At 74.6% G+C, this 13958-nt stretch carries 12 protein-coding genes; 9 read left to right on the top strand and 3 right to left on the bottom strand.

Translation table 11 applies throughout. The annotated features are described in order from the left end of the window. Positions 1-39 precede the first annotated feature (39 nt). Positions 40-1023 (top strand): cation diffusion facilitator family transporter, encoded by a 984-nt coding sequence (locus tag ACZ6WH_RS28380; RefSeq protein ID WP_469731705.1) that lies wholly within the window; start codon positions 40-42, stop codon positions 1021-1023. 16 nt (positions 1024-1039) lie between these two features. Here the strand turns inward: ACZ6WH_RS28380 and ACZ6WH_RS28375 are convergent, their stop codons facing one another. After that, on the bottom strand, positions 1040-1837 hold the full coding sequence (locus ACZ6WH_RS28375; RefSeq protein WP_469731703.1) for a phosphatase: 798 nt from the start codon (positions 1835-1837) through the stop codon (positions 1040-1042). A 125-nt stretch (positions 1838-1962) separates the two neighbouring features. Between ACZ6WH_RS28375 and ACZ6WH_RS28370 the strand changes: the two genes are divergently transcribed. The 6 genes from ACZ6WH_RS28370 to speB all read left to right on the top strand — a co-directional run bounded on the left by ACZ6WH_RS28370 (position 1963) and on the right by speB (position 8510). Next, positions 1963-3036, top strand: a complete 1074-nt coding sequence (locus ACZ6WH_RS28370; protein WP_469731701.1) for a trypsin-like peptidase domain-containing protein — start codon at positions 1963-1965, stop codon at positions 3034-3036. A 180-nt stretch (positions 3037-3216) separates the two neighbouring features. Next, the gene (locus ACZ6WH_RS28365) at positions 3217-4350 is read left to right on the top strand and encodes a hypothetical protein (RefSeq protein ID WP_469731699.1); all 1134 of its coding nucleotides are present in this window, start codon (positions 3217-3219) and stop codon (positions 4348-4350) included. Then, on the top strand, positions 4350-5288 hold the full coding sequence (locus ACZ6WH_RS28360; RefSeq protein ID WP_469731697.1) for a putative Ig domain-containing protein: 939 nt from the start codon (positions 4350-4352) through the stop codon (positions 5286-5288). The genes ACZ6WH_RS28365 and ACZ6WH_RS28360 overlap by 1 nt, the downstream gene beginning before the upstream one ends. Positions 5289-5320: 32 nt before the next feature. Next, positions 5321-7048 carry an SUMF1/EgtB/PvdO family nonheme iron enzyme gene (locus ACZ6WH_RS28355; protein ID WP_469731695.1) on the top strand — a complete coding sequence of 576 codons (1728 nt, stop codon included), beginning with the start codon at positions 5321-5323 and terminating at the stop codon, positions 7046-7048. Positions 7049-7084: 36 nt separating this feature from the next. Next, positions 7085-7435: a CU044_2847 family protein gene (locus tag ACZ6WH_RS28350; RefSeq protein WP_469731693.1), complete on the top strand. Its 351-nt coding sequence runs from the start codon at positions 7085-7087 to the stop codon at positions 7433-7435. 94 nt (positions 7436-7529) lie between these two features. Continuing rightward, complete coding sequence (speB, locus tag ACZ6WH_RS28345) at positions 7530-8510, top strand: agmatinase (protein ID WP_030614061.1); 981 nt, start codon at positions 7530-7532, stop codon at positions 8508-8510. Positions 8511-8580: 70 nt separating this feature from the next. On the opposite strand, the gene ACZ6WH_RS28340 is transcribed toward speB, so the two are convergent. Together ACZ6WH_RS28340 and ACZ6WH_RS28335 are read right to left on the bottom strand one after the other, a co-directional pair. Next, complete coding sequence (locus ACZ6WH_RS28340; protein WP_469731691.1) at positions 8581-8790, bottom strand: hypothetical protein; 210 nt, start codon at positions 8788-8790, stop codon at positions 8581-8583. A gap of 259 nt (positions 8791-9049) precedes the next feature. Continuing rightward, positions 9050-10543, bottom strand: coding sequence for a PucR family transcriptional regulator ligand-binding domain-containing protein (locus ACZ6WH_RS28335; protein WP_469731689.1), 1494 nt, complete (start codon positions 10541-10543; stop codon positions 9050-9052). Positions 10544-10668: 125 nt separating this feature from the next. On the opposite strand from ACZ6WH_RS28335, the gene ACZ6WH_RS28330 reads away from it, so the two are divergent. Beyond that, on the top strand, positions 10669-12129 hold the full coding sequence (locus ACZ6WH_RS28330) for a sodium:solute symporter family protein (RefSeq protein ID WP_469731687.1): 1461 nt from the start codon (positions 10669-10671) through the stop codon (positions 12127-12129). Beyond that, positions 12069-13868: a thiamine pyrophosphate-binding protein gene (locus ACZ6WH_RS28325; RefSeq protein WP_469731685.1), complete on the top strand. Its 1800-nt coding sequence runs from the start codon at positions 12069-12071 to the stop codon at positions 13866-13868. The genes ACZ6WH_RS28330 and ACZ6WH_RS28325 overlap by 61 nt, the downstream gene beginning before the upstream one ends. The last annotated feature ends 90 nt before the right edge of the window (positions 13869-13958 follow it).

The raw sequence follows: 13958 nt of genomic DNA, 5'->3' as shown, positions 1-13958 counted from the left end.
TCCTCCGACCGCCGGGCGAATCGGGCATACTGCCGCTCCATGGGCAGCTCGGAGGACGCCGGGAACGCGGAGGAAGCCGGGAAGGCGGCCGGGGACGGTACGGGCGAGAGCACCGTCACCGTCCTCGTCGCCGCGGGGGCCAATCTCGGCATCGCCGCGGCCAAGACCGTGGGCGGCACGGTCAGCGGGTCCAGCGCGATGCTCTCCGAGGCCGCGCACTCCGTCGCCGACACGGTCACCGAACTGCTGCTGCTCACCGCTCTGAAGCGCAGCGCCCGGCCGGCCGACGAGGACCACCCGCTCGGCCACGGCCAGGAGCGCTACGTCTGGGCGCTGCTCGCCTCCGTCGCCACCTTCGTGGGCGGCGCCGTCTTCTCCGTGTACGACGGGATCCACACCCTCACCCACGGCGAGGAGCCGGGCGATCCGCTGGTCTCCTACGTGATCCTCGCCGTCGCCTTCCTCCTGGAGGGCTACTCGCTGCGCACCGGGCTGCGGCAGGCGCGCGGCGAGGCGGCGCGCCTGCACCGGCCGCTCGGCCACTACCTGCGGCGCACCCCGGACACCACCGTCAAGGCCGTCGTCATGGAGGACTCCGCGGCGCTGGCCGGGCTGCTGCTGGCGGCCGGCGGCCTGCTCGGCGGACAGCTCACCGGGTCGGGCGTCTGGGACGGCGTCGCCGCGGTCCTGATCGGGCTGCTGCTGGTGTACGTGGCGTGGGTGCTGGGCCGCAGCAACGCCCAGCTGCTCATCGGCCGCTCGCTCCCGCCGGACGTCCGGGACGCCGTACGGGAACGGCTGCGGGCCGTGCCCCAGGTGGCGGACGTCCTGGAGCTGGTCACGCTGGTCCAGGGGCCGGGCGAGGTGCTGATCGCGGCGAAGGTCGACTTCCGTGATCTGGCGACCGCCACGGAGATCGAGTGGGCCTGTGATGAGGCCGAGCGCGACCTCCGTGCCCGCTTCCCGGCGGTGCGCCGGGTCTTCCTGGACCCGACACCGGGGCGCGGGCAGGCGGCCCCCTGAGGCGTCTCCCGGCGGGTCAGTCCGCCAGGCCCGCAGCGCTGAGCAGGTACGCCGTCAGCGGGTCGTAGTAGCGCGGGCTGCGGACGTGGTCGTCCAGCGGGACCGTGACCTGCAGGGTGCCCTCCGCCTCGGCCAGGAAGAGCGCCGGGTCGTTGGAGTCCGCGTAGCCGACCGCGTCGATGCCGCGCTGCCCCGCGCAGCCCGCCCAGCCGTGGTCCGCGACCACCAGGTCCGGCAGCGGCTGCCCCGCCCGCTCCAGCCCGTCCAGGATCGCCGTCATCGGGCCCGGCGAGTGGGTGTGCCACAGCGTCGCGCCCCGCTCCAGCATCGCCACCTGGCCGAACTGGAACACCACGCCGTCGTCGGCGGTCAGCCCGTCCGGGACGACCACGATGTCGCAGCCCCGCGCCCGCAGCGCGGCGGCCGTGGCGATGTGCACGTCCAGCAGCCCGCCCGGGTGGCCGGTCGCGAGCAGCACCCGCCGCTGCCCGGCCGCCGCCTTGCGCAGCACCGCCGCCATCCGGTCCAGCGCGGCCACCGTCAGCTCGGGGTCGATGGTGTCCTGGCCGTGGCGGTGGTCGGGGTCGTCGTTGACGCCGCAGCGCTCGGCCATCACGGCGAGCACGTCCTGCTCGTCTCTCCACCGGTCGCCCAGTTCCAGGCCGAACCAGTAGTGACGGTCGCCGTTGGCGAGCTTGCGGTAGTGGTCGAGGTTGTTCTCACGCGGCGTGGCGACGTCACCGGCGATCCGGGTGCGCACGAGGTGGTCGATCAGTTCGGCGCGGCTGGGAGCAGGGGCGGAGGTTATCGGCATGAAGCCCATTGTGCCGGGGCGGATCGGCCGGAGGCGGGCGAGTTCCACTGCCCGGACATCCCACGCCCCCCTTCGTGCCTACGATCGCGGTGTTCCGGCGGCTCGGTACGGCGAGGGGAGCAGGGGTGGACAGGCGGGCGGCCAGACCGCTGTGGCAGGTGCGCATCAGGCGGGCGGAGGACGGACCGGTGCTCGGCGGGGGCGTGCTGTGCACCAATGGAACGGTGCTGACCTGCGCACATGTCGTCGGTCCCGGTGCCGGTGCCGGCCCCGGGGCGGACGACGGCCCGGCCGGTGTGCTGGTCGACTTCCCCTTCGTGGAGGGCGGGCAGGGCATACCGGCGCGCATCGTGCTGAGCCGTGCGGAGGCCCCCGTGGGCAGCCGGGACGACCTCGCCGTACTGCGGCCCTCCCGGGTGCCCGCCGGCGCCTGCCCCGCGCCGCTGGATGACGCCGAGATGCCGGCCGGGCACGGCTTCGGCGTGTACGGGTTCCCCGCCGGGCACCCGGACGGAGTGTGGGCCACCGGACGGCTGACGGGCCGCACGGCGGGCGGGCTCCTCCAGTTCACCGTCCCGGGCGCGCAGGGCCACCCGCCCGCGCGCGGCTTCAGCGGCTCGCCCGTCTGGGACACCGACCTGAGGGCGGTGGTCGGCATGGTGACCGCGGTGGACCGCGACACGGCGTTGCGGACCGCGTACGCCGTCCCCGTGGACGGGCTGCGCGCCCACTGGCCGGACCTCGCCGACCCGTACCCGGTACGGCTGTGGGTGCACGACCCCTACGGCACGCCCGCCCGGCTGGTGCCGCTGCGCGCCGGCGGGCCGGACCGGCGCGAGTTCTGGGTGGGGCGCAGCAACGGCACGGGCACCGAGGCGGACATCCTGCTGGCGTCCCGGCCGCCGCACGTGGTCAGCCGGTGGCACTGCCTGCTGGTGCACGAGTGGGGGCAGTGGTTCGTGCAGCTGCGGCCCGACGGGCCGCTGGCCTTCGTACGGCACGTGGGGAGCGAGCTGCCGCAGCCGGTGCCGCGGGGCGGGCGGACCCGGCTGCGCAACGGTGACCGGGTCCTCGTCCCGGCCGCGCTGCGCTCCGAGGACGCCGCCGCCGGGACGGCGCACGACGGCCCCGGAGCGACGCAACGGCCGTACTGGCAGCTGGAGTTCGTCGACGACGGCCAGACCAGTTCGCTTTCCTGACCCGCCGCGCACCGGCTCCCTTCCGTCAACTCCTTTACGTCAGGGTCTTTTTCGCTATACACCACTCAAAGGAGTGGCGCATGGGAACTTCGGTGCGGGAGCGGCCCGTCACGCCATAGTGAGGAGCTGTACGGAAAGTCGTATGTGGCCTCAACGTCGCCTGACATCAAGGGAGTAGGCGTGAAGAAACTACGGGGGACCTTCTTCTGGTGCGGGGTGGTGGGGACCGCGCTGGCGGTGCTCCTGGTGTCCTCGGGCGCGACGGGCGCGGTGCCGCCGCTCCAGGAGATGGTCGACCGCGGCGGGGTGTCGCAGGCCCTGGCGAGCGCGGTCCTCGCGGTCACCTTCTGGGTGCTGGCGATGCTGTTCGTCCGGCTGATGCAGAACACCCGGGAGGAGGTGGCGCTGGCCGCGTACCGGCCCGGCCGCCCCGCCGGCGGATACGGCAACAGCGAAGTGCACCGCATCCTGGGAAAGGCCGCCCTCGACGCGTCGCGCGACCCGGAGCGGGCCGAGTCCCTGGTGGCGGGCCGCTCCGCGGTGCACGCCGCGCGCTCCGAGACGCCGTACACCCTGATCCGCGCCCTGGTCTGGGCGCTGCCCGCGCTCGGGTTCATCGGCACGGCGGCGGAGATGGCCCGCTCCATCGGCGGGCTCGGCGGCGCGGTGGCCAGGACGACCTCGTACGCCGAGCTGAGCCACACGCTGGTGCGGGACGTCATTCCGCCGCTCGCCGGCGCGTTCAGCATCACCCTCTTCGCGCTCGGCTCCAGCGTGGTGTGCCACCTGCTGGTCTCGGTGGTGCACACCCAGGAGGAGCGGCTGCTGCTGGCGGTGGACGAGCGGGCGCTGGAGCAGCTCGGCAACGGCTCCCGCGGCGGCAATCGCGCCGACCTCGCCGGCCAGGCCCGCGCGGCACAGCTGCTGGGCGACTCCATGCAGACGGCGGCGACGACGGTGCAGGAGCTGAGCACCGAGCTGGAGCGGCTGCGCACCGAGGCGGCCGGGACCCGGCTGGGCGGCGAGGAGCGCCCGGACCGCTCCGAGGAGATCGTCCGCCAGCTGGCCACCATCGGGACGCAGCTGTCCGCCATCGGCGCCGGGCTGGACCGCGACATGGTCCTCACCCCGGTCCGGGTCCCGCGCGGGCCGGACGGCCGGACGATCCTGCCGGGCGACGACGACTTCGGTGACGGGCCCGCCGGTCCCGCCGGTCCCGGCGGGCCCGGCGGCCTGGGCGGCCCGCGCGGTCCCCAGGACTTCCGGGGCGGACCCGGTGGCTTCAACGGCGGCCGTGTGAACGGCGGGCTGTGATGCGCGGCCTCGGGGGATCGCGGAGCTTCGGGGGACGGCGCGGCGACGCGGACGGCGCCCCGGTGGAGCTGCGCTTCATCGACCTGCTGCTCATCATCATCGCCACCCTGATGTTCATGGCCGTGCTGCTGGCGCTGGTCAGCGCCAACGCCCCGGCCGACCGCCCGGACGAGAACCGCCCGCAGCCGGTCGAGGTCACCACCGCCGCCGCTCCGGACGCGGTGGCCGGCAAGGAGTACGCCCTCACGCTCGCCGCGGTCGGGGGCCGCCCGCCGTACCACTGGGACCGGGCCGCCGGCCGGCTCCCCGAGGGGCTGAAGCTGACCGGGGACGGCGTGGTCACCGGACGCGCCCGGCACGCCTCCGGGGAGTCCGGCGGGGACGGGCGCGCGGCGACCACGACGGTGCGGGTGCGGGACGCCGTGGGTCAGCGGGCGGAGCGCACGCTGCGGCTGGCTGTCGTGCGGGCCGCCGAGGCGGGCTCCCAGCGGCCGAGCCTGCGGGTGGTCGCCAAGACCCTGGCGCTGCCCGAGGCGCGGAAGGGCGCGAAGTACGCCACGCACCACTTCCGGGCCACGGCCGGCGACGGCCCGTACACCTGGCGGGCCGCCGGCACGCTGCCGCCCGGCATGCGGCTGTCCGGGGCGGGGGCGCTGAGCGGGACGCCGGAGAAGAGCGGCAGCTTCCTCTTCGCCGTACGGGTCACCGACAGCACGGGTGCCGCCGCCGAGCAGCAGGTCCGCATGGCGGTCGGCGAGCCGCGGGAGAAGCAGGCGGAGAGCGGCTTCTGGGGCGAGCTGTGGGCCTCGCCGTGGTACGTGCTCGTGCTGGCCGGGATCGGGACGCTCGTCGTCCTGGGCTTCCTCAAGGTGATCCTCTTCGGCGCGCGGGGCGGAGTCAGCCCCGGGGTCCCCGGACTCTTCGGAGGGCAGCGGTGAGACCGGGCAGGGCACGGGAAGGCGCACGGTAGATGGGACTGGCGGCAGGTGCCCGGCTGAGCACCGGGCATGAGGTGCGAGAGGTGCGCAGGGGCGGGTTCTCCGAGGTCGGCGTGGTCGAGGGCCGGCTCGGCGAACGGCTCGCGGTGAAGCGGATCCGCGGCGAGATCAGGGAACGGCTGGGGGAGGCGGCCGACCAGGCGTTCCTGCACGAGTGCCAGATCGCGGTGGCCCGCCTGGGCAACGCCCCGTACACCGCCCGCCCGGTGCTGGCCCTGCCCGCGCTGGAGACGACCGGCGACGGCACGGCGGACGGCGCGGGCGGCGGCGCGGCGGGCGCCCGGGTGGCCCTCGGGCCGGCCCTCTTCATGGAGTACGTCGACGGGCCTTCCCTGGAGGACCTGCTGGCCGCCGGGCGGCTCGCGCCCGGCCAGGCGGCGCGGGTCTGCGGCGGGGTGGCAGCGGCGCTCGCGCACGCGCACGAGGCCGGGGTCTGCCACCGCGACCTCAAGCCGACCAACGTCCTGCTCACCCGGGGCAACGACGTGCGGCTGATCGACTGGGGGCTGAGCGGCGCCGGCCAGTTCTCCGACGTCACCACCCGCATCGAGTACCTGTCACCGCAGCGGGCCGCGCAGCTGGACCTCGCCGAGCCGCCGGACGACGTGTACGCGCTCGGCATGCTCTTCCACGTGTGCCTGACCGGCCGGCTGGTGAACCACTGGCCGGGCGGGTCGCCCGACGCGCTCCGCGCCGACCTGGCGGCCTCCGGCGCCGACGTGCCGGAGGAGCTGGCGCACATCGTCGTCTCGATGCTCGCGCCGCGCGCCGAGGACAGGCCCACCGCCCGGTCCATCGCCGACATGCTGCTGCACGACGACATGGCGGGCGCCCTCGCCGACCGCGACCTGGACCTGCCGTACTGCCCGGACTGCGGCTACGTCTGCGGCACGGGCCCGGCCACGGCCCGCTGCCCGGTGTGCGGCGGCGGGCTGCTGCGCCGGGTGCCGCTCCCGCCCGCCGAGGGCATGGTGCGCATCGCGTCCGGCACCTTCGTGCACGGCCTCAGCGACTCCCAGGCGCGGCACGCCCTGATCGCCGCCCGGATGACGCCCGACGACGAGCAGGTGCGGCGGCTGACCGGCGGCGGCGGTCCGCGCCGGGTCTTCTGCCGGGCCTTCGACATCGACCGCACGCCGGTGACCAACGCCCAGTACGCCGCCTTCGTCCGGGCGGTGAACTACCCCGAACCGCCGGGCTTCACCGCGCTGCTCGCCGAGGCCCCCGACCACCCCGTGACCTCGGTGAGCTGGCGCGACGCGCTCTGCTACGCCCTGTGGTGCGGCAAGCGGCTGCCCACCCCGCTGGAGTGGGAGAAGGCGGCCCGCGGCCCGGACGACGACCGGATGTACCCATGGGGCAGCGCCTTCGAGCGGGAGCGCTGCCAGGGCAGGCCGAGCGGCCCCGCCGGCCGCGCCGGGATGGTGCCGACGCTGCCGGTCGGCTCGCTGCCCGGCGGACAGTCCCCCTGGGGCGTGCAGGAGATGAGCGGCAACGTCAACGAGTGGGTCGCCGAGGGGACGGTACCGGGGTACCGAGGAGTGCGCGGCGGCGCGACCGGCGAGGTGCTGGAGGTCTACGGCCTGGTGTCGTACCAGTCCCAGGCCCGTACGGAACACGCCGACCCGGCGATCGGCTTCCGCTGCGCGGCGGACGTGACCCACGGCACCGAGCCGTACGCGCCCGGCAGGACCCCCTGACCCGCAACGCACCCCGCGAGGAGAGAAGGTGACGGCATGACGGATCCGGCCGGGCTGGTGCGGTTCCCGCTGGACGGCGGCGGCGAGGTGATCGTCGAGACCGCCGGGGACGGCGCCGGGATGGTGGGCGCGGGCCGGGCCGACAGCGCCGTCGCGGACGGCACCACCACCTTCGACCGGGCCCTGGAGGGGGTACGGGGGGCCGCCGACGCGGCCCTGCGCTGCTTCGGCTCGCTGGCCCAGCGCCCGGACGAGGTGCAGATCCAGTTCGGCGTGAAGCTCACCGCGCAGGCCGGCGCGGTGATCACGAAGACCGGGGTGGAGGGGCACCTTCAGGTGACGGTGACCTGGTCCGGGCAGCGGGCGGCACCACCGGAGACGCCTTGAGGGCGCGGGGCATGGACGTCATGTCGAACGCCCCCTCCCCGCCTCACGGATATGTCCATGGGGCGAACGCCGTCCCGACCCTACGCTCGGCGCCATGACCACCGCATCTGCCGCTTCTTCAGAGCCCGTCGGCCCCGTCGACTCCTCCCGCGTCCCGCGCTACGCCGGCCCGGCGACCTTCGCCCGGCTGCCGCGCGTCGACGAGGTCGGCGGCCGCGCCGATGTGGCCGTCGTGGGCGTCCCGTTCGACACCGGTGTCTCCTACCGGCCCGGCGCCCGCTTCGGCGGCAACGCCATCCGCGAGGCCTCCCGCCTGCTGCGCCCGTACAACCCGGCCCAGGACGCCTCCCCCTTCGCGCTGGCCCAGGTCGCCGACGCGGGCGACATCGCCGCCAACCCGTTCAACATCAACGAGGCGGTCGAGACGGTCGAGGCCGCGGCCGACGACCTCCTCGGCACCGGCGCCCGCCTGATGACCCTCGGCGGCGACCACACCATCGCGCTGCCCCTGCTCCGCTCGGTCGCCAAGAAGCACGGCCCCGTCGCGCTGCTGCACTTCGACGCGCACCTGGACACCTGGGACACGTACTTCGGCGCGGAGTACACCCACGGCACGCCGTTCCGCCGCGCGGTGGAGGAGGGCATCCTCGACACCTCGGCCCTCTCGCACGTCGGCACCCGCGGCCCGCTGTACGGCAAGAAGGACCTCACCGACGACGAGAAGATGGGCTTCGGCATCGTCACCTCGGCGGACGTCATGCGCCGCGGCGTGGACGAGGTCGCCGACCAGCTCCGCCAGCGCATCGGGGACCGCCCGCTGTACATCTCCATCGACATCGACGTGCTGGACCCGGCGCACGCGCCCGGCACCGGCACCCCGGAGGCCGGCGGTCTCACCTCGCGCGAACTGCTGGAGATCCTGCGCGGCCTGGCCTCCTGCAACCTGGTCTCCGCCGACCTGGTCGAGGTGGCCCCGGCGTACGACCACGCCGAGATGACCTCGGTCGCGGCCTCGCACACCGCGTACGAGCTGACCACGATCATGAGCCGTCAGATCGCGGCGGCGCGCGGCTGACCCGCCGCGCGGAACGCGCCAGGGCCCCGGAACGGTGACCGTTCCGGGGCCCTGGTCGTACGGGCTCTGCTCAGAGGCCTGCGGTGGGCAGCGCGCCGGCCAGGCCGTTGGCCTTGGCGAGCGTGCCCTGGGCGAGGCCCTCGACGGCCTGGACGGCGGAGCCGTCGACGGTCACGGCGGCGTCGTAGCCGGCGATACCGGCACCGACGGTGGCGGCACCGGCGGCAATGCCGTCCAGCTCGCTGTCGGAGATCTCGGCGGTCTCGATGAAGTCACGCATGAGTTTTCTTCCCTTCAAGCACGGGGGACGCGGAAGAACGGGGTTTACGCCGGGAATAGTGCCGGGACTGAGGCCGTAAGGCAAGTTCCCTGCAATGGCCCGCGCATTACGCCGGAAATGGCCTGTCACATGCGCTGTGAAGTGCGGTTTTGAAAGCCGATGCCGCGGATGTCGGAAGTCGCCCGGTGGAATTCGGGAAGGGGTGCAGAAGGGCGGCGAGGTCCGGTGAAAAGGACATGTCCGTAATCGCGTCCGGAATTCAGGAAAGTGCACCGAGTGCGAACCACAGCTCCATCCGGACGTCCGGATCGTCGAGGTCGGTGTCCAGCAGCGCAGCGGCGCGGGCGACGCGCTGACGGACCGTGTTGCGGTGGATGCCGAGCGCCGTCGCCGTCCGGTCCCAGCTGCCGTGCAGGGAGAGCCAGGTGTGCAGCGTCCCGCGGAGCGCCGGGGCCCCGTCGAGCGGTGCCAGGACGGCCGCGGCGTGGGCCCGGGCCTCGGCGGGCGGGACCAGCGAGGCGAGGCCGCCGGCGGCGCCGACGCCGGGGGAGCGGTGGCGGACGAGCGGGCGCCGGCCCGCCACCGCGCGGCGCAGCGCCGCGGCCGCGTGCGCGTCACCGGCGGTCAGCCCGGAGACCGGTACGGGCTCGCTGACGCCGAGCGTCCAGCCGGGCTGCGGCCCGATCTCGCGGTCGGCGGGGACGAGGGCGCGCACGGCGTCGGCGCCCGGCGCGACCAGGGGGGTGCCGAGCCCGGCGGCCAGGGCGGCGGCGGGCGCGTCGTGGCCCCGCCGGGCGCGGGCGTGCACGACGGCCCAGTGCGCGTGCTTGAGCAGGGGCGCCACCTCGGCGGGGGAGTCCCCGAGCAGCAGCCGCACCAGCGCGGCCGAGTGCCCGCCGTCGGCCGCCGCCGCGTACGGGCCGGTGAGCAGCGACAGCAGGACCGCCGCCACGCCCACCACGGCGCGGGCCGCCGGGTCGGGCGGCGGCGCCACGACGGTGAGCGCGAGTGTCCGGTCCGGTGCCCGGCCGCCGAGCGCGTACGCGGCGAGTTGGTGGCCGGCCCCGTCGGCCGGTGACTCGCCCGCCGACGCCGGGCCGCCGGGGACCGTCACCCGGCGCGCGAGCCGCGCGACCGCCGTCAGCGCGGCGGCGGGCGGCCGGGTGCCGGCGGCGGCCAGCTCGTCCTCCCCGCCCGCGCCGGTCACCGCCGCCCAGCCGTCCACCCGGCGGGCGAGCGTGCGGAGCACCGCCGGCACCGGGTCGGGCCCGGCCGCCGCCGCTGCCAGGGCCCGCTGCCCCTCGCTGACGCGGGTCAGCTCGCGGTGCCGGGCCTCGGTCATGGCCTCCCAGACGGCGCTCTCCACCGCCGTGAACGGCGTCTCCTGCGGTACCTCCAGCAGCCGCAGCCCGTGCCGGTCGCAGGCCGCGACCAGCGCCCGCGGCACCGCGTCGTGCACCGGCGCGACCCCGAAGCCGAGCGCCACCGCGCCCGCCGCGACCGTGCGTTCCGCGTAGCCGTCGAGGTAGGCGCCGGCCCCCGCCGCCGCGTCCAGGTGCACCCCGGCCGTCAGCAGCAGCTCGCCGCCGAGCAGGTACGGCTCCGGGTCGGCCATCTCCGAGGTGTGCACCCAGTGGACGGTGGCGTCCGCGCGCGGCCCGGCGATCTGCCGCAGCCCGAGATCGGCACGGGCGCGCAGCGCGGAGAGCGGGACGCCGGGGGTGGGCGGCGAGGGGTGCGACGCGTCGGCCATGTGCGGATCATCCATTCCGGAGGGGCGGAGTGGAGGAAACGTACACTTCTTCGCCGCCGCGCCGTTTCCTAAGGTCAACCCACGAATTCCGCCCGCCCCGCTCCGCCCTGCCGAAGGGATGGCCCATGGCTGTCGACTACGCGGTGATCATCCTCTATCTGGCCGGCATGCTCGCCATGGGCTGGTGGGGCATGCGCCGCGCCCGTTCCAAGAGCGAATTCCTGGTCGCCGGAAGGCGTCTGGGGCCGTTCATGTACTCCGGGACCATGGCCGCGATCGTCCTCGGCGGCGCCTCCACCATCGGCGGCGTCGGCCTCGGCTACCAGTACGGCCTCTCCGGCGCCTGGATGGTCTTCACCATCGGCCTGGGCCTGCTCGCGCTGAGCGTCTTCTTCTCGGCCCGGATCGCCCGGCTGAAGGTCTACACCGTCTCCGAGATGCTGGACCTGCGCTACGGCGGCTCGGCGGGCGTCATCTCCGGCGTGGTGATGTGGGCGTACACCCTGATGCTCGCGGTCACCTCCACCATCGCGTACGCCACCATCTTCGACGTCCTCTTCGGCCTGGACCGCACGGTGTCGATCATCCTCGGCGGCGTGATCGTCGTCGCGTACTCCACCCTCGGCGGCATGTGGTCGATCACCCTCACCGACATGGTGCAGTTCGTGGTCAAGACGATCGGCGTCCTGCTGCTCCTGCTGCCCATCGCGGTCGTGAAGGCCGGTGGCTTCGGCGAGCTGCGCGCCGAACTGCCCGACTCCTACTTCGCCCCGCTCGGCATCGGCGCCCAGACCGTCTTCACCTACGTCCTCATCTACTCCTTCGGCATGCTGATCGGCCAGGACATCTGGCAGCGGGTATTCACCGCGCGCGGCGACCGCGTCGCACGGCTGGGCGGTACCGCGGCCGGCACGTACTGCCTGGTGTACGCGCTGGCCGGCGCGGTGATCGGCACGGCCGCCAAGGTGCTCTACCCCCATCTGGGCAGCCCGGACGACGCGTTCGCCACGATCGTGAAGGACGCGCTGCCGGTGGGCGTGCGCGGGCTGGTCCTCGCGGCGGCGCTCTCCGCGGTGATGTCCACGTCCTCGGGCGCGCTCATCGCCTGCGCGACGGTCGCCAACAACGACATCTGGTCCCGGCTCCGGGGGGCCGTCGGCCGCCGGGACCGCGCCGGGGAACACGACGAGGTGCGCGGCAACCGCGTCTTCATCCTCCTCATGGGCGCCGCCGTCATCTGTATCGCCATCGCCCTCAACGACGTCGTCCAGGCGCTGACCGTCGCCTACAACCTCCTCGTCGGCGGACTGCTGGTCCCGATCCTCGGCGGCCTGCTGTGGAAGCGCGGCACGGGCGCCGGCGCGCTGGCCGCTGTCGCGGCGGGCGGCGCGACGGTCATCGCCCTGATGTTCTGGCGAGGCGTCCTCGCCAACGAGCCGATCTACTACGGGCTGCTGGTGTCGCTGGCCGCGTACGTGACGGTGAGCCTGGCAAGCAGGCCGACGGACCCGGCGGTACTGGCGGAATGGCGCTCCCGCCTGGCGACCCCGGCCGAGCCCGGCAAATCAAGCCTGTCCGGCGTTTGAGGACGAGCGGCCGCCGGGCCGCGACAGACGCGAACCCCCACGCACCCGCAGAGAGGCACCACGTGAGCACCCCGCAGTCATCGGACAGGCCCGCGCAGCGAACCGGCGGCGACCTGGTGGTCGAGTCCCTGCAAGCCCTGGGCGCGCAGACCGTCTTCGGCCTCCCCGGCCAGCACGCCCTCGGCCTCTTCGACGCGCTGAGCCGCAGCGCCCTGCGGTACGTCGGGCTGCGCGTGGAGAACAACGCCGGGTTCGCCGCCGACGCCTACGCCCGCACGGCGCGTACCGTCGCCCCGCTGATGGTCTCCACCGGCCCCGGCGCGCTGATGACGCTCGCCGCGCTCCAGGAGTCCGCCGCCGCCTCGGCCCCGGTGCTGGCGATCGGCAGCCAGGTGCCGGCGGCCGGGCTCGGCGGTGGCCGCCACGGCTACCTGCACGAACTCCGGGACCAGAGCGCCTCGTTCCGTGACGTGGTGAAGTCCGTGCACAGCGCGCGCACGCAGTCGCAGATCCCGTCGGCGATCGCCGCGGCCTGGAAGTCGGCGCTGACGGCCCCGTACGGTCCGGTCTGGGTGGAGATCCCGCAGGACGTGCTGCTCGCGCCGACGGCGATCCCGGTGGTCACGGGCCTGGCAGCGGATCCGGAGGAGCTGACCCCGCGCCCCGAGCTGACCGCAGCGGCCGCCGGCCTGCTGACGAACGCGGAGCGTCCGGCGATCATCGCGGGCGGCGGGGTCGTACGGGCGGACGCCGCGGGCGAGCTGCGGCAGCTGGCGGAACGGCTGCGGGCTCCCGTGGTCACCACCTTCGGCGGCAAGGGCGCGTTCCCCTGGGCCCACCCCCTCTCCCTCCAGTCCTGGCTGGAGGACCGCCACACCACGGACTTCCTGGAGGACGCGGACGTCCTGCTGGTGGTGGGCTCGGGCCTGGGCGAACTCTCCTCGAACTACCACACCTTCGAGCCCCGCGGCCGGGTCATCCAGATCGAGGCCGACGCGGGCAAGCTGGAGGCCAACCACCCCGCGCTCGGCATCCACGCGGACGCCCGTCCCGCGCTCCGGGCGCTGCTGGAGACGGCAGGCACGCGCGAGGACGACACGGCACCCAAGCGCGTACGGGCGCTGCTGGACCGGGTGGCGGAGCGGATCGCGTCCCAGGACCTCACCCTGGAACAGGACGTGCTGGCCGCCGTCCGCGAGGCGCTGCCCGACGACGCGGTCAGCTGCTGGGACATGACGATCCTCGGCTACTGGGCCTGGTCGGCCTTCGACGCCCGCCACGCGAACACCATGCACTCGGCACAGGGCGCGGGTGGCCTCGGCTACGCCTTCCCGGCGGCGCTGGGCGCGGCCGCCGCGGACCCGGCGCGGCCCGTACTCGCGGTGAGCGGGGACGGCGGTGCCATGTACTCGCTCGCGGAGCTGGCCACGGCGCGCCAGTACGAGCTGCCGGTGACCTGGCTGATCGTGGACGACGGGGGGTACGGCATCCTCCGCGAGTACATGACGGACACGTTCGGGCGGGCGACCGGCACCGAGCTGGCGCGGCCGGACTTCGCGGCGCTCGCCGAGTCCTTCGGGGTGCCCGCGGTGACCAGCGCTCCCGAGCGGCTGCGGGAGGACCTGGCCGCGGCGCTGGCGGCCCCCGGCCCCTCCGTGGTGGTGCTCCCGGCGCTGCTGCGGATGTTCGCGCCGACGCATAGGGGTGATTCCGCGGATTCTCCGGCTTCGGAAAGTTAACAAAGCGCGCGGACCGTTGACGCGAACTGTTCATAACTTTAGGTTCGCTGCGGGCAACGCCCCGGCCTGCCCGCCCGTGCCCGACGAACC

The sequence above is a fragment of the Streptomyces sp. NPDC050806 genome, assembly GCF_055586425.1.
This window is presented reverse-complemented; position numbering and strand designations above follow the sequence as displayed.